Annotated in this window: 17 protein-coding genes; 5 read left to right on the top strand and 12 right to left on the bottom strand. The window is 37.0% G+C overall.

Features of this window, described 5'->3' with window-relative positions:
- Nucleotides 1-5: 5 nt before the first annotated feature.
- The 5 genes from OZP11_RS04265 to OZP11_RS04285 all read right to left on the bottom strand — a co-directional run bounded on the left by OZP11_RS04265 (nt 6) and on the right by OZP11_RS04285 (nt 5,115).
- Entirely contained in the window at nt 6-881 is an 876-nt protein-coding gene (locus tag OZP11_RS04265; protein WP_281233985.1) for an MbnP family protein, read from the bottom strand.
- 182 nt (nt 882-1,063) lie between these two features.
- On the bottom strand, nt 1,064-1,444 hold the full coding sequence (locus tag OZP11_RS04270; RefSeq protein WP_281233986.1) for a hypothetical protein: 381 nt from the start codon (nt 1,442-1,444) through the stop codon (nt 1,064-1,066).
- Nucleotides 1,445-1,449: 5 nt separating this feature from the next.
- On the bottom strand, nt 1,450-3,429 hold the full coding sequence (locus tag OZP11_RS04275) for a TonB-dependent receptor plug domain-containing protein (protein ID WP_281233987.1): 1,980 nt from the start codon (nt 3,427-3,429) through the stop codon (nt 1,450-1,452).
- Nucleotides 3,430-3,433: 4 nt separating this feature from the next.
- Nucleotides 3,434-4,357 carry a hypothetical protein gene (locus tag OZP11_RS04280; RefSeq protein ID WP_281233988.1) on the bottom strand — a complete coding sequence of 308 codons (924 nt, stop codon included), beginning with the start codon at nt 4,355-4,357 and terminating at the stop codon, nt 3,434-3,436.
- Between the two features lie 386 nt (nt 4,358-4,743).
- A complete protein-coding gene (locus tag OZP11_RS04285) occupies nt 4,744-5,115 on the bottom strand; it encodes a hypothetical protein (RefSeq protein ID WP_281233989.1) in 372 nt (123 codons plus the stop codon).
- Nucleotides 5,116-5,330: 215 nt separating this feature from the next.
- Here OZP11_RS04285 and OZP11_RS04290 point away from each other — a divergent pair, with 215 nt between their 5' ends.
- The 3 genes from OZP11_RS04290 to OZP11_RS04300 are packed head-to-tail and all read left to right on the top strand — an operon-like array spanning nt 5,331 to nt 6,144.
- Nucleotides 5,331-5,534, top strand: coding sequence for a DUF2188 domain-containing protein (locus OZP11_RS04290; protein ID WP_281233990.1), 204 nt, complete (start codon nt 5,331-5,333; stop codon nt 5,532-5,534).
- On the top strand, nt 5,521-5,751 hold the full coding sequence (locus OZP11_RS04295) for a hypothetical protein (protein WP_281233991.1): 231 nt from the start codon (nt 5,521-5,523) through the stop codon (nt 5,749-5,751). The genes OZP11_RS04290 and OZP11_RS04295 overlap by 14 nt, the downstream gene beginning before the upstream one ends.
- 30 nt (nt 5,752-5,781) lie before the next feature.
- Complete coding sequence (locus tag OZP11_RS04300; protein ID WP_281233992.1) at nt 5,782-6,144, top strand: hypothetical protein; 363 nt, start codon at nt 5,782-5,784, stop codon at nt 6,142-6,144.
- 87 nt (nt 6,145-6,231) lie between these two features.
- Here OZP11_RS04300 and OZP11_RS04305 read toward each other — a convergent pair whose 3' ends face one another.
- Nucleotides 6,232-6,669: a hypothetical protein gene (locus tag OZP11_RS04305; protein WP_281233993.1), complete on the bottom strand. Its 438-nt coding sequence runs from the start codon at nt 6,667-6,669 to the stop codon at nt 6,232-6,234.
- 279 nt (nt 6,670-6,948) lie between these two features.
- On the opposite strand from OZP11_RS04305, the gene OZP11_RS04310 reads away from it, so the two are divergent.
- Both OZP11_RS04310 and OZP11_RS04315 read left to right on the top strand, forming a co-directional pair.
- The gene (locus OZP11_RS04310; protein WP_281233994.1) at nt 6,949-8,214 is read left to right on the top strand and encodes a DUF6624 domain-containing protein; all 1,266 of its coding nucleotides are present in this window, start codon (nt 6,949-6,951) and stop codon (nt 8,212-8,214) included.
- Between the two features lie 94 nt (nt 8,215-8,308).
- Nucleotides 8,309-9,058, top strand: coding sequence for a DeoR/GlpR family DNA-binding transcription regulator (locus OZP11_RS04315; RefSeq protein WP_281233995.1), 750 nt, complete (start codon nt 8,309-8,311; stop codon nt 9,056-9,058).
- Nucleotides 9,059-9,181: 123 nt separating this feature from the next.
- Here the strand turns inward: OZP11_RS04315 and OZP11_RS04320 are convergent, their stop codons facing one another.
- The 6 genes from OZP11_RS04320 to OZP11_RS04345 all read right to left on the bottom strand — a co-directional run bounded on the left by OZP11_RS04320 (nt 9,182) and on the right by OZP11_RS04345 (nt 23,793).
- The gene (locus tag OZP11_RS04320) at nt 9,182-10,375 is read right to left on the bottom strand and encodes an MFS transporter (protein ID WP_281233996.1); all 1,194 of its coding nucleotides are present in this window, start codon (nt 10,373-10,375) and stop codon (nt 9,182-9,184) included.
- A gap of 434 nt (nt 10,376-10,809) precedes the next feature.
- Nucleotides 10,810-13,629 (bottom strand): M16 family metallopeptidase, encoded by a 2,820-nt coding sequence (locus tag OZP11_RS04325; protein WP_281233997.1) that lies wholly within the window; start codon nt 13,627-13,629, stop codon nt 10,810-10,812.
- Between the two features lie 629 nt (nt 13,630-14,258).
- A complete protein-coding gene (locus tag OZP11_RS04330; RefSeq protein ID WP_281233998.1) occupies nt 14,259-16,838 on the bottom strand; it encodes a S9 family peptidase in 2,580 nt (859 codons plus the stop codon).
- A 24-nt stretch (nt 16,839-16,862) separates the two neighbouring features.
- Complete coding sequence (locus OZP11_RS04335; protein ID WP_281233999.1) at nt 16,863-18,845, bottom strand: TlpA family protein disulfide reductase; 1,983 nt, start codon at nt 18,843-18,845, stop codon at nt 16,863-16,865.
- Between the two features lie 12 nt (nt 18,846-18,857).
- The gene (locus tag OZP11_RS04340; RefSeq protein WP_281234000.1) at nt 18,858-20,213 is read right to left on the bottom strand and encodes a RagB/SusD family nutrient uptake outer membrane protein; all 1,356 of its coding nucleotides are present in this window, start codon (nt 20,211-20,213) and stop codon (nt 18,858-18,860) included.
- A gap of 16 nt (nt 20,214-20,229) precedes the next feature.
- Complete coding sequence (locus OZP11_RS04345) at nt 20,230-23,793, bottom strand: SusC/RagA family TonB-linked outer membrane protein (protein WP_281234001.1); 3,564 nt, start codon at nt 23,791-23,793, stop codon at nt 20,230-20,232.
- Nucleotides 23,794-23,837 lie beyond the last annotated feature (44 nt).

The following is a 23,837-nucleotide window of genomic DNA, read 5'->3' on the forward strand; positions in this document are numbered from 1 at the left end:
ATAGTCTAGTTTTCTACTGCCGTAACCGAAAACATCCCGCTGATATCGCTTGAACCGTCTCCTCCCAGATTATCTACAAATTTTACCATTTGTGCTGCTGTATGGATATTTGGTGTTGCATTGTCTGCGTTTCCTGTTCCTGTTGATAAGGTAATCGTGTTCGTTTTCCCACTCAAAAGTTTATCAAAATCGGCTTTGATTTTAATTTTTGGTGCACTGCTTCCTACCACTGCATTTCCTGTCAGGTTCAGGGTAATATCTCTATATGCATTTACACCCTGAGTGTAACTCGCCGGAACTCCGTTTGTTCCTTCTACTGTACTTCCGGTATGAATAGACATTGTTTTGTTGTCGGTATCATAAAAACCTTCAATTTTTGTAAAACGGTATCCGGATCCCCATTCCCACATCATTTTTGTATCATTGGCTCCCGCCGCTGTGTAGAATTTAGGAAAACGTACCTGATCTAAAGTATTTTGTTCCGGTTTAATTCCCAGACCAAATTTGATCTGTTTGTAAGATGCCGAAGGCACATTGCTTAAAACATAGCTCAATGAAGCCGTTTTTGACTGATCGATTACTGCCGCGCCTTTGTCCAGATCGTTTACATTGTAAGGTACTTCGCTTCCGTCGTCTTTAATCAGGCGGATATTACTGATTACATATTTTACTTCCGAAAAATGATGCACCTGCCCTGCTGCCGATGTATTGGCTGTAGCCGAAGCCGCTGCTGCATCTCCCAGAACAATTGTTGTATTTTTGAAGGTATTGTTGAATTCCAGCGTTACATTGTTTGCCGCAGGATTATCATCGTCGCTTGAACAAGATGAGAAAGTTAAAACCGCAGCTGCGAATAATAGGTATTGTTTAAAATTTTGCATTTTTATTAGTTGTATCTGCCTTCTGTGTACAATTTATTTTTAACACATAGAAATATTCCCGACCGCTCGGGATTGTAAACTAAAAAAGGTATTCCGCTCATTTAAATTTACATAATGTATTTTCTGTCTGTTGTAAATAATTACAGCATCAGGCGTAATTATATTTCTTTTTATTAACTGAATTATTTAATAAAATGCAAAATGGGCGGCGGTATAAAAATGTCCAGACAAGGTTCTAAAAGACCTGATTCTTTATAAAGTTGTATTTTATTTGGAGTGATAATTTTTAAAATTTCGACTTTAAAATCTATGTTAGAAATCATAACAATGTCAATCTGTTTACTGATGCTGGCCAGTTCCTGATCGCTGTTTTTTTCTGATTTCTGCAATTCTTTCTTTAAATGACATTTACCGTGGCATTGCAGTTCCGGTTTGGTTTTATTAACACAAAACTGCTCTTCGATTTCCTGCTGATTGAGTTTAAAGTGCACAATGATAAGTGCCTGCTGGAAAGAAACCAGCAGAAACAGGATTGTCATTGTAATACTAAAAACTTTTTTCATTTTGTTTAGAAACTGAATTTTAAAGAGGTAAAAATATTGCGTCCCATTCTCGGGATATTTCCCCAGTCAGCATAAGTGCTGTAATATTCATTTAAAAGATTTTCTGCACCTGCCTGTACCGTGGTTTTTACTTTATTGATTTTAAACGAATAATTGGCTGAAAGGTTCCAGATGGTATAGGCTGATGTTAAATCTTCTCCATATTCCGGACTGTAATTAATCTGCTCGAAATCACCGTTTACCGAAGTCTGGATTCCGAAGTTTTTATGCATAAAATGAAGTGATGTCTGATAACTCAGCGGACGAATAAAAGGCAGATTTCCTCCTTTATTATCCGTTCCGCGGGCATAAGTCAGCGTTCCTTTCCAGTGTAAATGTTCCAGAATATCATAACTTACATTAGCCGACATATTAAAAAGTGTCGCATAATCTAATGAAGTGTAACCTTTTACCCCAACCGACTGGTAATTCATAGGGCTTCCCATGCTTAAAATACGGCCTATAATATAATTCTGAATATAGAAGTAGTTTACTTTTGCCTGAATGCTTAGCTTTTCATTTTTAAATCCGGCACCTGCATTGATTTCGTTTGAAATTTCGTTTTTCAAATCCGGATTTCCAATGTAATCATAACGGTCAAAACTATTATAGATGTAATAACCGTAACCTTCAGAAACAGAGGGTGCGCGATGCCCGTAACCTGTGCCGACAGAAAAATTAAAATGTTCGAGATCCAGCTGATATCCGGCGTGAATTGCAGGCAGAAATCTCGTTTTTTCCTGTGGTGTTCCCGGATGAAAAATCCAGTTGAATTCTACATATTTTGAATAGTTGTAATTTACGCCCAAAGAACCGCCTGCATTAATCTGGCTTTTCTCTGAAATTTCCCAGGAGTTGTTCATCGATAGTCCGCCGTATCGCGTTGTAACCCAAGGCCAGCTGTAGGCAAACATCGTTCTCTGACTTCGATCCTGCGGGTACATTCGCATTTCGGCAATTGACAAATTATCGTAAGCATTTAACTGAATTTCTGATGAATAGCTGTTCTTTTTTAAATTTGCTTTCGAAACCAGACCAAACGTTGTGCTCCATCCCGGCATATCCATGTGAACGAGATTTTCAGGACGTGTTGTATCATCCATATAATGCTCAATTGCATTAAAATATACTTTAGTATCGACAACCCTTACCAAACCTTCTTCAAACAACTGTTTATAAGCAGCCGATGTTATAAGAGCACGTGAAAGCGATAAATCCATTGGCAGTGCCGGAAAACCCACATCTTTTGCCATATCAAAAATAGCATCAAGCCGTACAGATGATAAATCGCTTGTTTTATAAGCCAGACCAATCGAGGTGTTGAATTTTTTATACTGCGAATGCTTTACTTCATTGTCATTTCCGTCGTAATAATTAGCAGCTTTTCGGTAGGAAATACTCCCATCAGCAACAAATTTATTACTTGAAAAAGAAACGTTTCCGAGATTGAAAAACTGTTTGTTATTAAACTCGAATCCGCTTTGGTAGGCACCATTCCATTTGTTTTGGGCGCTGAAAGGCGTACTTCTTCTTTTTAAATCGATACTTCCGGCAACCGTAGCACCGTGAAGACTTCCTTCCTGCCCTGATTTAATGTCGATAGCAGCGAGATTATTACTTTCTACATACGAGGTTATCGGATCCATTTTATCAGTACAGGCACCAAAAACATGCATCCCGTCAATCGTAACCGTAGAACGTTCCGTACTCATGTTATTTAACAAAGGCTCCCATGCATAAGCCCCTCTTTTTATGAAACTTATATTATCCGAGGAAGACAAAAATTCATCAACCGAAACCGCCATTTTCATCTCGGTTTCAATCTTCTTTTTAACCTTATTATGTACTTTTACTTCTTCCAGGTTTTTAATGCTGTCGTGGTGAGCGTGCGGGTTTTGAGCCGTAACCGACAATCCGAAAAAAAGTAACATTAGAATATATTTCATGCTTTTAAAATAATGTATCAATATAAAGTTCGCTTTTTACACCTTCAACACCCGGTGTAAAATCCGTTGGTACTACAGTTCCTTTTAGGATTAATCCGTTTTGGTTCTGCATAATCAGGTTTAAAGTCCAGTTTCCGGTCATGGTATAATTAACAACACCGTGGTACAAACCGTCATTTTGCTGTGTTAAATCCTGATTGTTAGGCGAAGAATGATTTCCCATAGAAGGTTCCGGCATTCTTGGATCGAGTTTTAACGTATATCCGTTTACTTGTGAATATGAAAACTGCGAAGGATCCGGAAAAGTTCCGGCTTCGTTTACTGGTTTGTTGTATTTGTAAATGCCTGCAGTTAACGCATTTTCGGCCACTTTTGGTTTCTGAGGGGCTATCAAGGCAATAAAATACTGTTCGCCGTCTTTTCCTGTAAAGGCAGTCATATTGAGGTTTTTATTGCTTTGCTTTTCTACCGAAATATCTTTATTGATTTCATATTTCTGATTATCAAGCGTAAAACTTACATACAATTTCCAGTTTGAAACCAAGGCGGTTTCGCTTGTAAATACAGAATATCCGTTGTAATACTTATTTGCAGCGTCATATTCCGGATTGTATTCATGCGGACAGGAAGCGGTTTTGCCTTCAGCATTTGTCATTACCGGCAGAAAAGTCACCTCAGACGGATTTACGGTCTGATTGTTTTGTGTGTTGGTAATTTTGAAATGAAGTTCGTTATACCCTTTATAGAAAGTTCCGTTCAAAGCCTCAATACTAATTTTATAAGTACCATTGTTTAGAGAAACGGCTTCTTTAAACTCGTAATGTTCAGGAATCTGAGAACTTGTCTCAGCTTCATAATCTGTTTTATCAATCGTACAGGAAGTAACCGCAAATACGAATGCGATTACCAGAAATTCAAAAATTCTCATTTTAAATGATGTTTTAAAACTGTGTAAATACAGCAGACGCTAATAGATTTAAAAATCAATAAGTCCAGCCGTAAAAATTTAATAAGGAAGTGCGTAAATGAAATATCGGGACATAAGAATCCCATCATTTACAAAAGATCAAAAAAATCAATTTTTAGAATAAATCCTAAACATAAATCAAATACCTGTTTCAAAGCAACATTACAAAATGAAGCATGAAAAGCATCAATAAATTTCAAACCCAATTACCCGCAAGTCATTGGAATTTACTTTTATTTTTTGATTTAATTTCCATTGCAATTGTCATTTTTATTGGCATTGTAATTTGAACCTTGGGATTTAACCCTAAGTTTTGGAATTTAAAAAATTGAAAATTGATCGAAGATCTAACAGAGAGGAGGGTGAAATGTAAGATTGGATGCCCCAATAGGTTTCTTTTCGAATAAAACAGAAGTATTTTCTTTTGATTCCGTTACAGGAATAGTACCGAAATTAACTTCGACAGTATTCTGAACATAGACAAGCTCTGCTTTTTCTTTCAGGCTGTCCTGCATTTTTCTTTCGTTTTCAGAATATTTTTTGATGCTTCTTTGAAGCTGGCATCGGCCGTTACAACTGTTAAATGCTGCTTTACGCTGCACACAGATGGTTTTCGCAATTTCTTTCTGATTGATTTTAAAAGAAGCATAAATGAACAAGCTGCCAAAAGATGGTGACAGGATTAAAATAGAAAGTATTATGATAAGTAACCTTTTCAACTTGCTTGTTTCAGATTTTTTGACAGCAAAAGTACATCATTTTTGTTTTTCTTCAGCTAAAACAGGTTTTTATTATGCAATATTTTTATCACAACAACACATAAGTAACTCATTATCATAGCAATCCTGTAAAACTGTTTTTTTATAATATAAAATCTTTTATGGTATGAGATCGTAATTTTGGATAATTGGATAAACATTAAAAACAAAACATTATGCCCTGGTACAACGGGGATTATCCCCCATCATACAAAAATCAGTCGCCGGAACTTCGCGAAAAAGCTGTTGCCATTGCCAATGCTCTTCTGCTTGACGGCGCCGAAGAAGGAATTGCAATTGCAACAGGCCTTAAACATGCCCGCGAACTGCTGAAAAATCATAAAGTAAAAATTAAAACAAAAAATCATGGAAAACAATAAAACAACTCAAGAACAAAACCAAAAAGATGCTTACACCAATACAGGCGCAGCCTACAGCGGTTCAGGCAGTATGTCGCCGGGCGGTGAAACCGGAACTGACAAATGTCCTTACCATCATGGCGAAGAAAACAGGTATGTTAAAGAAAGAGAAAATGAAAATCCGGAAGGAAAAAGTATAGCAGAAGCAACAGATCCTTCTAAACTTTCAGATATCTAAAACCCATTACGAACACTAAAATTAAAAATTATGTCAAGAGAAAATTATGATGATATCTATGATCAGGAAGATCGTAGATATTACGCCGCCGAAGATCCCATAAATTCTGAACTCATGGAGAAAAAAGATCCCGCTATAAACCAGCATGAAGATACTTCTGACCGAACCCGTTACCGTGATGAAGACAGTTACGAAAGTACTGATAAAAGGGATTTTGAGGATGAAAACAAACACCTCAATAAAGACAATGATACATCTGATCCTTTCTTTCAGAAAAACGCACCTATCGCACAGGATCTCGATGATGAACTGAAAGACGACGACGATGACAATGACGCTGACAGAAGAACTCTTGATGAGTCGAAAGCGGATGAGGATGAAGAGGATTATTAATCGTACAACTTGATTGACAATCAAAAATAAATCCCGAAAAGAATGTTTAATTCTTTTCGGGATTTATTTTTTCAGCTGCCTTTTTATTTAATCGGCTGCATATTTATTATTCCAGTATAACATCAGTAAAAGCGTTACGATGATACAAGATGCTGTTCCTTCAAAAAACAGAGACAGACAATAGGCGGTAACAGACGGTTCGCCTCCAAACATAAAAGCCGAGGATAATGATTTTACGTATTGGTCTCCTCCTTTTGCATAACTGTAAATAAGCAATGCAATAATACTTATGACTACTGCTGTAAATGAGGTAACCATAGCCGAAATGGCGTTAGGCACAAAACCGTTTTTTCCTTCTTCAAGGTTCATCTGTAATGTTCTGTTTACTCCGTAAAAAATGAAAAGTACGTTTAGTAATCTCAGATAAAATAAATGGGACAGATTAACAAGTTCCATCAGCAGAAAGAACAATGCGATTCCCACAAAAATTAAAGCGCCGTTTATAATTTCTTTAGGTATTTTCATAGCATTAATTTTAATAATGAATAAATAATTATTTAATACACAAAGCATTAAACAAAGTAACTAAAGAAATTTACAGCGAAATTTTACAATTTGATTTTTAGCTTATAAAATATCCATTACCCGGCATAAATGAATAAATCCATAGCAGGTGGTTTTATTTATGTTTAATAATCAAGCCCTATCCTAAATATTAACCTGAAAATGAAGAACGTTTCTTTATACACTTATCTGATTTTAAATAAGTTTGATTATTTTTGATTTCGAGTTAAGAAATTTCATATGAAAAAACGACTACTATCTTTTCTTCTTTTTACTTCTTTGATTACGGCCCAAGAAACAAGCTATGAAGTTCTGGCTGTAAAAGCGGGATTACAACATTTACAGGGCAATTTTAAAAATGCGATTGGTTATTATGAAGAGGCTTTTAAAATTAAATCGCCCAGCGCTCTGGATGCTTATAAAGCTGCCGGAATGTACGCACTTGATCATAACACTGAAAAAGCTTTTCAATATCTGCACACGGCTCTGAATCTGGAATGGACAGAAGCTGACTGGCTTGCTGATGATCCGTATTTTAATTATCTGCGTACCACGACACCGGAGAATTGGAAAAATATTAAGGAGCTGGCATTTGAAAAGGAAAAAAGTTATGCTGAAAAATTAAAACTTCCCGATTTACGAAAGGAAATTAATATAATGTCTCTCAAAGATCAGCAGCTGCGGTATTTGAGAGCCAATACGAAAGACAACGCTGAACTGACCCGAATAAACGAACAAATCAATGAGTCTAATGTTAAAAATCTTACGCGTGCAAAGGAAATTGTAAAAACCTGCGGCTGGCCGAAAATTTCAGAAATCGGCAGGGACGGAGAAAATAATCTTTGGCTGATTGTACAGCATGCTGATCAGGATGTTACGTTTCAGCAGGAAGTTCTTTTTGAAATGAAAAAGTTCCTGAAAAGCAGCGAAATCAATCTGGAAAATTATGCATTTTTATATGATCGGGTTCAGTCTAATCTCAATTACAAACAGTTATACGGCACGCAGGTTGTCTGGACCAGAAATGGCGAAGCATCGGGATTTCGTCCTATTCTGGATGAGTATGCCGTAAACAGCCGAAGAGCTGCATTTAATCTTTCTACACTTGAATTGTACGCACTTACGTATGGTTTTATGTACAAGGAAATAAACCTGAAAGAATCAGAGAAAAAGGATCAGGAATACCACTCAGAAGTTCAATCTCTTTTAAAAAATGCCAAACATTCGTATACAGTAAAAGAATTTGATAAAACTTATGATTATTACAATGCAGCTTCGACATTTGCAGGAGGCATGAGTGATACCGATAATTATAATGCAGCGGTACTTTTTGCCAAAATCGCCATAGTCTCTCCTGATGAAAAATTTAAGAGTATTGCACTGGATTTTTTAAACCTGCAGTTTCTTAGAAAAAAACTTAAAAAAAAGCAATTGCTGAAAGAACCTGCATTTGGAATTTTAGAAAAAGAACCGCGCTGGAAAAGTATAGCAGATGAACTGCTTTAAAAATGAGGAAAACTTCTTTTATTGAGGCTTCTGCATACACTAAAACCCTGCAGATTGGGCTAAAAAATGTATATTTGTGTACTAATAATTTCTTATGCTAAAAGAGGAACGTTTTGGAAAAATACTGGAAATACTTTCAAAAACCGGAAGGGTTCAGTATGATACGGCAGCAGCAAAATTACAAGTTTCTAAAGATACGATACGCAGGGATATTGAAGCTCTGCACAATAACGGACTTCTATCTAAGGTACGCGGCGGTGCAATTCCAGTGACCAAAAATCCGCTGGCATTTGTAGACCGCGCAGCGTATATGACGGATAAAAAGGAACTGATTGCACTTAAGGCGCAGCAGTTTATAGAAGCCGGACAAACGATCTTTATGGATGCAGGAACCACAAATTGCAGCATTGCCTCAAAACTTCCTGTTGATATTGAACTTACTATTATAACTAATAACACGGCACTTATTCCGGTTTTAGAGCATCATAAAAATATTCAGCTGCTTTTATTAGGAGGAAAATACAATCCGAAAACTCAGAGCACGGAAGGTGCAAAAGCCTGTGAGGAAATTGCGCGTTATGCAGCCGATTGGTATTTTTTGGGAACCTGCGGCATTGACAGCAAGATTGGCGTAACGGCGACTTTTATTGGTGATGCCGATATAAAAACGGCTATGCACAAAAATGCAAAAAAAACCATTGCATTGGCTCTTGAAGAAAAACTGGATTTAGCCGAAACATTCCGAATCTGCCCTATGAACGAAGTTGCTGTTTTGATTACAGAACTTGCCAGCACGGATTCCAGGTTAAATTTGTACAGAAATAAAGAACTCAAACTGGTATAAAAAAAAGTTACCGCAGTCTTCCAGACCACGGTAACCGTACCAACTAACTTAACCTGTTTACTACTTCAAAAAACAAATTAAACTTTTTGTACTGATGTTTTACATCAGTTCATAAAACAGTATTTACACTGTTGTAATCTCTTTATCTTTTCTTGCCGAAAAATTGAGGAAATACAATATTCCAACCATAAAAAGCAATCCAGCACAAACCAATAAGGCAATACTTAATGTTGAAGCGTGTGCGATAAACCCAACGCCCACAGGTCCTAACAATTGCCCGGAATAGCCCATAGTCGTAATAGCTGCAACGGCTGTTGCTGTTTTGATGTTTTTCAGCTTTCCGGCTTCATTAAAAAATACCGGAACAATATTCGCGGCACCACATCCTAAAAGGAAAAAACCTAACAGAGAAAGTCCGATAAAAGGCGATAAAATTCCCAATAGTAAACCGGATGCCGCCAGTACAGCGCCTGCAATTACCACTTTTAGAGAACTGTATTTTTGTACAATACCGTCTCCAAATAATCTCATAATGGCCATAGCAGTCGAAAAAACGGCATATCCCATTCCGGACCAGCTTTCGTCAAGTCCTTTGTTTTCGTACAGAAATAAAGCGCTCCAATCGAGCATGGCGCCTTCGACCATGAAAACTATAAAACATAAAAATCCTAAAAACAAAACACCGCGCTGTAACCAGGACCAGTTCCAAGACGAAGCAGTTTCTTCTTTTTCAGTTTGTGACTGAGTCGTAAATTCTTCTTCGGCGCTGAATAATTTTTTATACTGGAAACCAACAGTAAGCAGCACCAAAATTGAAAGACACAATGCAGCAAATAGAGGTTCAAGTCCGATTTTTATTAAAAGACCAAGCCCGAGAGAGCCGAACAAACCGCCCACACTGAAAAGTCCATGGAGTGAAGACATAATAGGTTTTCCGTATAAATTTTGAAGATGAACGCCAAAAGCATTCATAGCCACATCGATAGTTCCGATTCCGGCACCAAAAAGAAGCAGTGCCGCACTCATAAAAGCAATTCCCTCCAGAAAAGCCAAAAGAGGCAATGTAACTGCGATAAGTGTCGCTGCAAAGGCAATAATAATGCGATTACCGTAACGCTCGCTTAAAAAACCGCTGATGGGCATCATTATAATTGCCCCCGTTCCTAAAAGTAATAACAACATTCCTAATCCGGCATCGTCGAGTGATAAACGTGCTTTCGCAAAAGGAACCATAGGTGCCCAGCCCGACAAAGCAAGTCCGCAGACAAAAAATATACTTCTTATAGCAGTGACTGCCTTTACAATTCTGATTTCCATTTAAACAATAATTTATTTTGCAATATTAAGCAAATTTGCAAAATATTGCAAAATATTTTTAGTTTAATTTTTTAAATAAAATCAAAAGGAAACATGCAGGCATAAAAAAAGGTCTTAAAAAAGACCTCAGAAATCATCAACAAGCGAAATATTGTTCTAAAAATAGATTATAGATTCAGGATTTGGACATTCAATTTTGGAATTTGAAATTTAGACTCGAGCGAAAGCAAAGAGGCGAAGCCATAAAATCTAAAATCAACAATCTAAAATTTAAAAGAGCTGTCCGGCAAAACAGCTCTTTCCAGTCTACACAAATTCTATAACTAATTCAAATTTTTAAAAACCTAAGTTTTTCCGTAACAGACTATTAAAATTAAAGCAAGGAATTGCCGTTCCTGATTTGTATATTCAGGTTTTAAATAAAAGGGCAATTCTTAATTTGCTTTTGCAGAAGCATCGTTTTTGGCCTGCATCATCACTTCGACCTGATCTGCTTTTGGCAGGACTTCGGCAGCATATTTTTTAATATCTTTTACAGAAATACTTTTGATTAGTTTTTCATACGTATCGCTGTCTGTGTATTTATCACCTGTTTTTAACTGATCGACAATCGTGTTCATCCAGTACGTATTCGACTTGATATTCTGCTGATTGCTTTTGATTAAATCCTCTTTTATGTCTGATAAATCTTTTTCGTTTACATCATTTTTTACGATTACATCAAGTTCATCATACACGATCTGAAGCAGTTTGGTATCTTTTTCAGGATTACAGTCAAAACTTACGCGGAGAGAAAAAACAGGCGTCGGGTTTTTAGAAAGCGAACTCTGGGTCTGAACGCCGTAGCTTCCGCCCTCGTCTTCCCTGATTTTATCCAGATAACGTTTGTCTAAAAGCTGTGACAGCATATACGCCATAATTTGTTTTTTCTCAGAAAAGGCGGCGTTTCTGTTTTCAAGATGCACATAAATACTCGTCTTTGGAACATTCATTTCTCTTGCCAGTTTTACTTTTGCAATTCCTTTTGCCATACCAATTTTATGGTCAGTGAATTTTTCCTGCGTATGATTTCCCGCCACATTCCCTAAATATTTATTGATGTTTTCAATATCATTTTCAGAAACGTTACCTACAAAAACAAAGGTAAAATCTGATGCGTTTGAGATGCGTTCTTTATAGATTTTTGATGCCGCATCGAATTTTAATTCGTTCAGGTTTTCTTTACTTAAAAGAAAAGTCCGCTTGCTGTGGTTCGTGTCGAGCACAGCAATGGTATCGCCATATACTTTGCCGTTGTCATCAGCAGCGTTTTCGAGCGCGTTGCCGTAATAATCAATGATTCGTTTGTACGCCTGTGTTTCAAAACGCGGATTTTTAAAGTATAAATACGTCAGCTGTAATAAAGTTTCCAGATCTTTTTTTACGGCGCTTCCGCTGAAACCTTCGTAATGTTCGCCAATAAACGGACTGATTTTAACAGTTTTTCCGGCAAGCTGTTTTTGTAAATCGGTTACTTTAAAATCACCTAAACCTGAATTTTTAGCTAAAACCGTGGCAATTTGTGCCGAAGGTAAATCTTGTTCGCTGATTACGGATACACCACCCGGACTAAAAGCTGAAAACAGAATCTGATCCTGAGATAAAGTGGTTGGGTAAATAATTACTCTGGCACCATTTTGCAAAACATATCCTTTGGCTTCTTTTATTCCTTTTACTTCAAATTTCTTTGTTACAGGTTTAGCTGTAAGGTTTTCATTTACCAAAGCCGTATTGGCAACTGTCTCGGTATAAGGTTCTAGTTTTTGGGCTTTGATAGATGCAATTGCCGTTGTATACTCTGTTTCTGAAGGGTATTTTACATTGTCTTTTTCAGGTCCTGAAACCGTCAGAATCTGATTTTTCTCTGTTGGAAGCGCACGGAAAACCGCATTGATTTCGGCAATATCCAGCTTCGCTAAAGTTTTGTCTACAAGGGCTGCTTCGTCTTCCAGACTCATTACCGGTGACGCTTCTAAATAATAATTCTGCAATTGTGAAGCCCAGTTTTCATTGCTGATTTTATCTTTGTTTTTTAACTGGTTTTCATAACCTGAACGCATATTTTCTTTTACACGTTCGAGTTCTTCTTTTGTGAATCCGTTTTGAATGGCGCGTTCGTACTCGGTATAAGCCTGCTGGAAAGCTTCCAGCAATCGGCCGTTTTTAGGATTTACGGTTAAAGTGAAAAATGAAGTTAATCGTGTTAAACTTGAATGACTTACACCTGCAGATAACAAAGCGGTTTCGTTATTCACGGTATATTCTCTGAAACGATTGTTAAGCATTTGCAGGGCTAATTGTTCTGCAATGCTGTTTTCAAAAACTGTCATGTCCTGAACAAGCGGTTTGTTCTTTTTGAAGTTTAAAGAAATAGAGGTTTTCTGTGCTTCTTTATCAACAGCCAGTTTGTACAAAAGTTTGTCGTTGTCCGGAACTCTTTCGTAGACGCGTTCGGCAGGATTGGAAGGTTTTGGTATTGAACCCATTATTTTTTTAATCTGCTGTTCGATTTTCGCCGGATCAATATCGCCTACAATCACAACCGCCTGATGTGTCGGCAGGTACCATTTTTTATAATAATCCCTAAGCTGCTTGTATTTGAAATTCTGAATCAGGTTCATATCGCCCAAAACGTCTCTTTTGGCATATTTTGATCCGTTGTACAATACGGGTTCCAGCTGCGAACCAATTCTTAAATCGGCGTTTCTTCTGGTGCGCCATTCTTCGTTTATTACGCCTCTTTCAGCATCGATTTCAGCATCTTTTAAAGATAAAAATCCTGACCAGTCGTGCAAAACATACAAACAGGAATCCAACAAAACCGGATTTTTTACAGGAACATTGCTAATGTTGTAAACCGTTTCGTCATGCGAAGTATAGGCGTTAATATCACGCCCAAAAGTTACTCCGTGCTTTGCCAGCATATTAATGATGCCTTTTCCTTTAAAATGCTCGGTTCCGTTAAAAGCCATGTGTTCCAGAAAATGCGCCAGTCCGTTTTGGTTGTCATCCTCTAAAATAGCACCTACATTTTGTACAAAGTAAAAATCGGCTCGCTCTTTTGGCCATTCGTTGTGAAGGATAAAGTACTGCATTCCGTTGTTTAGTGTGCCGTGAACTACATCTTTCCGGAGCGGAATTGTGGTTTTAAACTGCGCTGCTGCCTGAGTTAAGCCTAGTATCAGGAAATGTACAGCTAATAATTTTATTTTCATTGTGTTGATAGTTTTTTGTTCTTTTTTGATTGGATTTTTTTAAAGTGATATAAAAAATATTATTCCAACATAATGTTTTGATAATAATTCCTATATCATATAGATAGTTATAGAGAGACAAAAGTTTTGTTTCTCTGCTCAATCTGCACGATCTGCGGGGAATAATTTTTAACACATAGTGACATAGATTTTTCTTTGTCTGCAAAAAGACATTTCATTGGTTTAAACAAACATAGTTTTGTGTTGAAAAAATCAATATGCTTAATCTGCGTGAAATAAATTCTAACACATAGGGACATAGATTTTTCTTTGTCTGTAAAAAGGCATTTCATTGGTTTAAACAAACATAGCTTTGTGTTGAAAAAATCAATATGCTTAATCTGCATGAAATAAATTCTAACACATAGGAACATAGATTTTTCTTTGTCTGCAAAAAGGCATTTCATTGGTTTAAACAAACATAGCTTTGTTGCGAAAATCTAATCTGCTCAATCTGCCGGATCTGCGGGAAATATTTTTTAACACATAGGGACATAGCTATGTATAGAAGTCTGCTCCTATTTACAACTCTGCGAGAAAGAAAAAAACTATGCCTCTATGTGTCAAAACATTTTTACCATGATCAAAAACTACATCCACTCAGGGCGAGAAGCTCCTTTTAAGTAGTAATCAAAATACTGCTGCATTTTTTGTGTCCAGTCTTTTTGGTTTACTGCTTTGTCAAGCGTGTGGTTTTCGGTTTTGTAGTTTACAAGCCACGCTTGTTTTCCCTGTCTTCTCAAAGCAAAAAACAATCCCATACCCTGATCGAACGGAACGGCTCCGTCGCGGTCGTTATGAAAAATAAGTGTTGGCGTTGTTACTTTACCCGTTTTAAAAATTGGCGAATTATCCAGGTATTCTTTTGGATATTCGAACATAGAACCTTTCATACGGTACTGATCGGCTTCGTATTTAAACATATTCGAAATTCCGTTTACACGATAATTTAAATAGTTTGAAGTAAAATTGCTTACTCCGGAACCTACAATCGCACACGTATAAATTGGAGTCTGCGTCAGGATATACGAAGTTTCGTAACCTCCAAAACTATGTCCCTGAATTCCAATTTTTCCTTTTTCTGTGATTTTCTGGTCGATTAAATATTGGGTGCCGCTTACAACAGCATTGTATGCACTGTTTCCGGGACTATTGTAGGTGTATTTTACATCCGGCATGAAAACTAAATAGCCTCTGCTTACAAAAGTTGGAATATTGATGTTTGATGTGCTTAATTCAGGCATGGCATAATGGTTCATTTCATGTGTGTGTTTTTCGTAAAAATGAACAATAACCGGATACGTTTTGGATGCATCATAGTTTTCAGGAACATATAAAATTCCTTCTGCTTCAGAGCCATCATAATTTTTCCAGCGAAGCAGTTTAGTCTTCATCCAGTTGTATTCTGCTTGCTGCGGATTTACGGTTGTAAGCCTTTTTTGAGTTTTAAAACTGTCATTTGCGTACCATAAATCAGGAAATACAGAGGCGCTTTCTTTGGTAAATAAATAACTTCCGTTTCCTGCAAATGACTGAATTTTAATATCATAATTTGGATCGCTCGCCAAAACCGTGATTTTTTTATTCTTTAAAAGATACACACCTTCGGCTTTTGTTTTGGTATTAAAACCTCTAAGAGTAAGTGTTTTATCAGTTAGATTGCCGCCAAATTCAGATCCGTATAGACGCAAAATAACATTGTTCTTTCTGCCAAATTCCTGCGTTAACGAATACGGTTTTGCAGTTCCCGTAAGGTCAACAACCCAAATATCGTATTTATCATAAAAGGCAGCGCTGTTTCCGTTGTTCAGCCAGCCTGCCAGTCCGTAAGGCACAGGCGTTTTCCCCATGTCTTTTTCTTCATCGGTTAGAGTGTAAGGAAGCTGAGCGGTGATATTTTTAAATTCGTTCGAAGTTCCGTCTGTTTTATACGTCTGCCAAACCTGCTGTTTTTCATCAAAAAATAATCCGTAAGTTCCCGCAGGATTCCAGAAAGGGGTTGAATTAATACCTTCTTTCAGCAATTGTTCTTTTCCTGTTGCTACATCAACGACGTATAAATCGCTTCTTTCGTTAAATGTCCAGTCAACATCTATCGTGTATTTATCGTTTACGTATTTGAATATTTTTGGATAATTTTCAGCATCAGGATGGCTTACATTTGTGTAATGGCTGTCTGAAATTTTAATGATTTTCTTTTCTTTTAAATCATAAACATATAACGGATCTTTTGCTGATGCTTTTTCATTACGCACCTTTGCCAGTCTGCGTTCCATTGAACCTTCGTTCCATTTCCAGATATCGATATCTGATTTTTTAATACGGTTATCCGGATATTGGTTCGAAGCTGATCTGATATTCAGATAAATAAAACGTGAATTTTCTGTAAACGGATAAGCGGATCTCGAGAACACATAGTCTTTATCCTGCCATTTTATGGCATTAAAATCTAAAACTTCTTTTTGTGTATTGGTTTTGAGGTTGAAGTAATGAAGTGCATTTACATCATTATTAGGGTCTGATTTTGTTGTAAACGAACCTTCGTATTCGTTAGTATTCATCGAAAAATCACCAAAAGCATCAGCCGGACTGCTGTAGATTTCTTTATAAGGTCCTTTTATATCGCCGTATTTTAAAACAATCGTATTGTCGTTTACCTGCGTAAATATAATTTTCTGACCGCGAAGTATTTTAGACGATTTAATGTTATTGATGACAATGCTGTCGTTTTTGCCCAGATCAAAAAATACCAGTTTATTTGCAGGATTTCCGTAATGGGTATAATACAGGTAATTAGTTCCTTCAAGCGCCTGAGTGTAATCAGATATTTTCCATGCTTTTTTTGTACCTGCTGCAAGATTGTGCAGATAAGTAATATTGTTTTCCTGATACATCAAAATGTCGCCTGTGCCCACAAAATTGGCATCGCTGATTTTATTCAGTGTCTGCTTTTTTCCGGATTTGGTGTTTACGATAAAAGTTTCAGGTTCTGATTCTTTTTCCGTATCCTGAAAAACGGTTTTGTACGTTACCCAATTACCGTTGTATGAAATTTTACTCGTACCTACTCTTTTCCATGATTGGTATGCGATACTGTCAACAACTTTTTTCTGTGCAGATATACTGTGTATACCCGCAGAGAGTATACACAGCAAAAATATTTTTTTCATATTTGACTGGATTTTCAAAAGAAATTATTCGTTTTTTAAAGTATTTATAACTTCTGATAATTCATCTACAAGCTGTCCCGGATTTCCAGAGTAGCCTTCAGATGTAAATCGGATCTGGCCGTTTTTAATCACCACTTTTCTTGGGATACCGCTTGATTTAAAGATGACCGCGTATTTTGAAAAAGATTCATTGTTAGTCCCGCCGCCTTTTTTAACTAAATCGAAATAAGTATCTAATTTTAATCCTTTTTCTTTTAAATACGCGACCGCTTCTTTTTTGTACGATTCTTTGGTTTCCTGAGTGCTGATGAAATAAAACTCAACTTGTTTGTCTGTTTTGTAATTGGTAACTAATTGCTGCATAGCCGGAAATGCTTTTTTGCAAGGTCCGCACCAGGTTGCCCAAAAGTCGATTACAATAATTTTTCCGTTGTTTAAATCCAATTGTTTTGTTTTTCCGTCGGCTGCCTGAACTTTAATTGCCGGAGCCGCAACCGGGTCCATAAGGGCAATTTTTTCTCCGTGGCTGTTTTCTTTTTTCAGCTGCTCTAAATAGGCTGGAAAATCTGCTTCTTTTTTACCTTCTTTGAGATACGCTTCTTTTAATTTCGCTGTTAAACCTTCTGATAAAGTATTGGTTTTTGCCGCATTTTTCAAAACCTCAATAATGGGTTTGTTTAGTGCTTCTAACGCTCTTACATGAATATCGTTGATGCTTGCTTTTTCATAACGTTTTTCAAACGGAAGCAATTCAAAAGTTTCGATTACTTCTTTGTACTTTTTCAGCATATCGTACATACGAATCTGAATAATCAGTTGATTGTTAAGTCCGTTAATCGCATTTTCCGCTGCCTGATTCGGCGACCAGTAAATGCCCTGCATATACGACATGTCATTTATTTTTAACTGCATTTGTTTGATAATAGGCACTGCCATTGTTTCGATCACCTGCGGTTCTACAGTTTTTAAGTACAAAGCTTTAGAAATATTCTGGTGGTAGGCATCGTTTAATGAATTGAAATTCATAGTCGGAATCATTGCCAGAATGCTTTTATAATCTTTGGTTTCGAAAAGGTACGCAAACTTCATTTTTGTGATATTATCATACAAATAATTCTGCGAAGCCGGTACTTCTTTACTGCTGTACGGGAAATCAGCCAAAAACTGGTCTACAGCTTTGTTTCTCTCTGCTGCATCTGCGATTGGAGTGATTTTCTGGAAAGCTTTAAAACGCTGATAAGATCCTTTTGGAAATTGTTTTACGATTACAGTTTCAAGAGAATCTGCTTTTGCTTTATCCTTTAATTCATACAAATAAATACTGTGCAGTTTTACGAAAACTTCTTCCGGCATTCCTTTTGTGTTTTTTGAGAATTCACCTAAAAATTTACGTCCCAGTACATCGAATTTCTCCGGTTTCTGTACTTTCAGCACTTTTAAATATGTGTCAAAAAATTCAGGAAATCTGTCCGGATGATCGGCTACTTCTTTCTTTAACCAATATTCGGTTGCATCTCCTTCGATTGAAAAATCTTTGAAGTAACCGCCAAATTCGCCGTTGAAATCTTTATTTCTAAAAGTTCCCCACGCCAGGTCAGCACCCGGAAGTTTGGCTTTTGGTTCTTTAAATGAAGTCAGAAGATACCCGCTGTCCTGACCTGTATCAGTCTCAATGCCGTTATCTGTATTGGCATAGAATTTAAATGCCATAAAAGCACAATTTGCCGGAATTTTATATTCTACGTTATAAACCGCGCCGTTTTTTTTCATTGACAGATCTTCTATTTCCCATCTGTAATCGCCAAAATAGTATACATATCCTTTAATATCCTTGTTTTTTTCAAGAGGTCCGCCTTTTGGGTCATAGGTCATTTTTATGGTTGATCCTACGAACGGAACATCCGGCATACCTGTTAATCTTGATTTTACTTCCTGAGCTTGTGCCTGAAAGATATTGACGCATAAAGCCAATACCAATAGTTTGATATTTATTATTTTTTTGAACATTGTAAAGTGTTTTTATTTGCCCAGTTCCGGGTTTAAGTCAATATAATTCTGGTTGATTGGGAAAACATATCCGTCACTGTTTGGTGCCAGAGTGTAGGTGTTTCCTTTAAAAATTCGTGTGTATGTTTTCTGAAAAGCCGGATCTAAGTTTAAACGGCGCTGATCGAACCAGCGGAAACCTCTTCCTATAAATTCTTTTTGTCTTTCAACAATAGTCAATTCCAAAGCTTCTTTAGGAGTCGAAGCGCTCAACTGGTAAGTAGTACCGGCTTTGAATCTTTTTGCTCTCAGGATGTTCAGATTGTCAATCGCTTTTTGTGTCTGGCCTTGTCTTGCATAACATTCGGCAGCAATTAAATACATTTCAGGAACCGATACTCCAACGTTAATTCCGTTTGTATAACTATAGGTTGCAATTCCAAAACCTCTTCCGGTATGAGTTGGGTAAAAATTAGTACCTGCAATTGTATAATAATTGTAACGAAGATCGTCTGAACCGTAGCTGTTTAACAAATCGTTTGACAACGGTGCTCCATTGTAAGACAGTAATATTGTTTTTGAAAATATTATTTCCGGGTTCTGAATCAAAACCGGATAACTGTATCCTGTTGCAAAAGAGCTTAAATCAATTAAGGCATTTTGCGCCGCCAAAGCTTTTTGTGCATTGTCAAGGCTTAACTGATATGATCCCATATACAAATACGTTCTGGCAAGCAAAGCATATACGGCTCTTTTTGAAGGCAGTACATTAAACTCCGGTGTGTCCTGAATATCGTTTGCCAATGCACTTGTCAGATCAGAAATAATCTGATCGTAGACCTCTCCCACTGTATTTCTTTCTAATGAAGAAAACAAATCCGGTTTCAGTAATAACGGTACTGCTTTTTCTGAATTGGCAGAAGCAGGATTAAACTGCGGTCCGTATGTATTTACCAGCTGCAAATAAGCAAATGCTCTGTGAACAAACGCCTCGGCATAGATTTCTTTCTTCTCTGCATCTGTTCCGTCCTGGCTTTTCATTACGCCGTCAAGGATAACATTACTGTAATAAATGGCAAGGTACAAGCCGTTCCAGTCAGAATCTCCCTGCGAAGGATCATAAATTCTGTCCTGCCAGGTATAACTGTTGCCCCAAATAGAAGTAACATTGTTTTGATATGCCGTTGGGAATTCTACATCGTCATTGGCAAGTAAATAAATACCTCCGGATGATCCCATACTGGTGTAATTGTTGGCCAGTCCTCTATAATCAGATGTATATTTTAGGATTCTGTTGTTTCCAACCGGTTCTACTTCAACATAATCTCGGCATGAGCTCAACAAAAGTACCGGCAGAAAAATATATAGTGTGAATTTTAGAAATTTCATAACGTCTATTTTTAGATTAAAAACTGCAATTGAATTGTAAGGTATAATTACGCTGCGGCGCAAGAGTATTGTAATTACCGTTTGATAAATACTGCGGATCAATTCCTAAATCGTTTTTAACCCATAACAATCCTAAATTTCTGGCTGCAAAATTGAAACTCAATGATTTTATAAAGGTCTTTTCCAGCCATTCTGCCGGTACATTATACCCTAATGAAATCTGCTGCAGCCTCACATTATCTGCAGGAAGCACATTAATATCAGCAAACTGGTAGCGGTTCAAACTGTTGTAGTTTATATTTGCCAGACCCGGAACATTTGTAAAAGCTTCGTCTCCGGCTTGTCTCCAACGGTCTGCTACAAGTTCATCTTTGGCAACTGCACCATACTGAACTCCTGAATAAGACGGGTAATTTTGTAATACTGTATTTCTGAAAACATGTCCGGCATAATACGTAATCTGAACGCCCAGTCTGAAGTTTTTATATGAGAAATCATTCATAAAACCTCCAAAATAAGGTGCCACATTTGTCCCCATATATTTAAGATCCTCTTTATCAATTGAAGCAATACCCTGATTTGAATTGACAATTGTACCGTCTTTTTTGTAAACCGTTCCCTGTCCGTTTGCATCCAGACCAGCCCAGTTATATGCATAAACAGCTCCTAATGATTTACCTAAAATTGGTGCTGCAGAGAAATACTGGTTCGTTGAATTTAAAACATAGCGGGAATCTGTTACTTCGTTTGTGTTATAGGCAATATTGAAACTGCTGTTCCATTTAAAAGCACGGTTTATAATAACACCAGAAATACTTAAATCAACACCATTTCCGTCAAGAGTTGCTGTATTATAATTCAGATAACTCCATCCGTAGGTTGGATTATAAGGTAAATTAGCCAAAATGTCTTTTGATTTTTTATAATACACATCGACACCTCCGCGAAGACGGTTATTAAAGAATCCGTAATCCAGTCCAACATTAAATGTAGTTGTGGTTTCCCATTTGATTTCAGGATTTTCCGGCAGTGAAATACTAGCTGTTGGAAGTTGTGTATTAAAATCAATTGATCCAACACTTATAATGGCACTCTGGCTTCCAAAACCGCCGCCAGGAGCGCTTCCTGCTTTACCATACGAAACTCTTAAAGCCAAATCGCTTAACCAGTTCGTGTTTTTAAACAAAGATTCTTTATTGATATCCCATTTACCTCCTACAGACCACAATGGCAAGGCTCTGTTTTTTCTAGAAGCCCCCAGCAGATTGTAATCGTCAAAACGCATACTTCCTGACACGTGGTATTTGTTCATAAAATCATACGAACCCAATCCGTAGTAAGATAAATAACGGTCTCTGTATTTGCTGATGCTGTTATCTGATGCTCCAATGTAAGTCTGCCATCCGTAAATAGTTGTATAATAAGTTGTAGGATTTACTGACTGCCCTGAGTTTGTATCCAGATTGTATCCGTAAAATCTCTGGCTTGAACCTTCTCTGCGTTCTTCCCTAACTTCTGAACCTGCTAAAAAGTGTACACTGTTATTGTCATTGAAGTTTTTGTTGATATTCATCTGAAAACGCATACTTTGTGACTGGTTTGCACCAAGCGTATTGTACAAATAAGATCCTACCGGAATACCATAAACTAATTTACCTGCTGTGTTTACAGAAGTCGCTTCGTTAATTAAGTTTCGTGAATAATAGCTTTCCAACTCACTAGTAGACCTCATTTTATTATCTATAGAAGTATACATCCCCGATGCTTCAAAATTCAGCCAGTTTGTAACCGTTGCTGTCAAAGATGCATTTAATCTTAAATTAGCGCCTTTTGTAATTACATTAGAATAGTTTAATTCATTTAAATAATTGTAAGACCACGGCAGATATCCTTTGGCTTCAAAACCTTGTGCTACTTCGGGTCTGAAAATAATGTAACGATTAATTCCATTTCCGTTTTCATCTGCAATCATATCATACGGACGAAGTGCTGAATTTGATACGTTTGACAATGCTTCATTTGCAGTATTATTAACCTGAAAACTTGATGAAACATAGTTAATTCCTGTATTGAGTTTCAGAAAGCTTTTGAGCTGAAATGAATTGTTTAAAGTAATACTGTATGACTGAGATTCGTTACCGCGCATGGCTGCCTGATCTTTATTATAGCCCAATGACAAATAGTAAGTGCTTTTGTCATTTCCGCCGGATACAGACAAATCATATTGTGTGGTTACAGAATTTCGAAGCAGGTATTTGTTTATCTGATTAAGATTATCGTTTTGCCCAAGCTGGGTTAACAACTGATCACGTTCTGATATTGAAATATCCCCGCGCTGTTGTCTGAAAATAATTTCCTGAGCTGCACTTGGATTTTTTGCCTGCCAGTTGCTTATGTTATCTGTTACAAATCCGCCGGTTACTAAATCTTTTTCATAGTCAATGTACTGAGCCGTATTCATAACACGCAATTTGCCTAAATCCATTTTTTCACCTATAGTTGTAGTGGTGCTGAAATTAATTGACGGTTCTGCTTTTTTTCCTTTTTTAGTTACTACAACTACTACACCGTTTGCTGCACGCGAACCCCAGATAGAACTTGCCGCGGCATCTTTTAAAACGGTGATACTTTCAACATCGTCCGGATTTAGATAACTCAATATTGAACCTCCCGAAACACCTCTTTTACTAAACGCAAAATCATTTATAGGCTGCGGAAAACCATCAATTACAATTAAAGGCGGGGTTGCACTGTAACTGTTTGTACCTCTAATAGCAATACTGCCCGTTCTTGGATCAACATTTACACCAGCCAGTTTTCCTTCAAGTCTTTGTGTAATATCTACAGTTGGAACTTCTGCCAGTTCTTTTGATCCAATTACTTCAAATGCGCCCGTTACTCTTTCTTTCGGAATATCTGTATATCCGTTTGAAGCTACAATTGCAACGCCTGATAATTCCATAACATCCGGGGTAAGAACTACATTAATTACTCTTTGTTTTCCTACCAGAACAGATTTTGTTTTATATCCTAAATATTCAAATCGAAGGGAATCTGAGGCAGTAACGGCAAGTCGGTAATCTCCTTTTTCACGTGTAATGTCCCAGCTTTGCTTTCCTGCAATTAAAACATTTACTCCAATTAAAGGATTACCGCTTTTATCAGTCACAACTCCTGTTACTTCAAACTGCTGTTGTTCCTGCTGCTGGATTTTTCTATTTTTTTTGATAACAATCTGCTTGTCAATAATAGTATAGCTCAGTCCGGTATCAGACAAAGCCGCGTTTAAAATTTCAGGAACTGTACCGTATTGCTCTAAGTTTACTTTTTTAGCAGACGATAACAAATCATCATTGTAAAAAAATACATAATCACTTTTTTGCTGAATGGTGGTAAACAGCGACTGAAGTGAAGCACCTTTAACCTTTATCGAGATTTCATTCTGTGCTTTGGCACCAATCGCGTATATACTGGTTATTCCTAAATAGAGAACTAAAATGGAGACTCTCATAAATAAAATAAAAGTAAGGTTGATGATTTTTTTAGGCAATAGAAAGCCTATATCATGATTTTTATTCATAATTTTGTTTTAGTTATTTCAATAATTGCAACAGCAATTAAAAA

It is taken from the genome of Flavobacterium gelatinilyticum (assembly GCF_027111295.1).
GTDB classification, from domain to species: Bacteria; Bacteroidota; Bacteroidia; order Flavobacteriales; family Flavobacteriaceae; genus Flavobacterium; species Flavobacterium gelatinilyticum.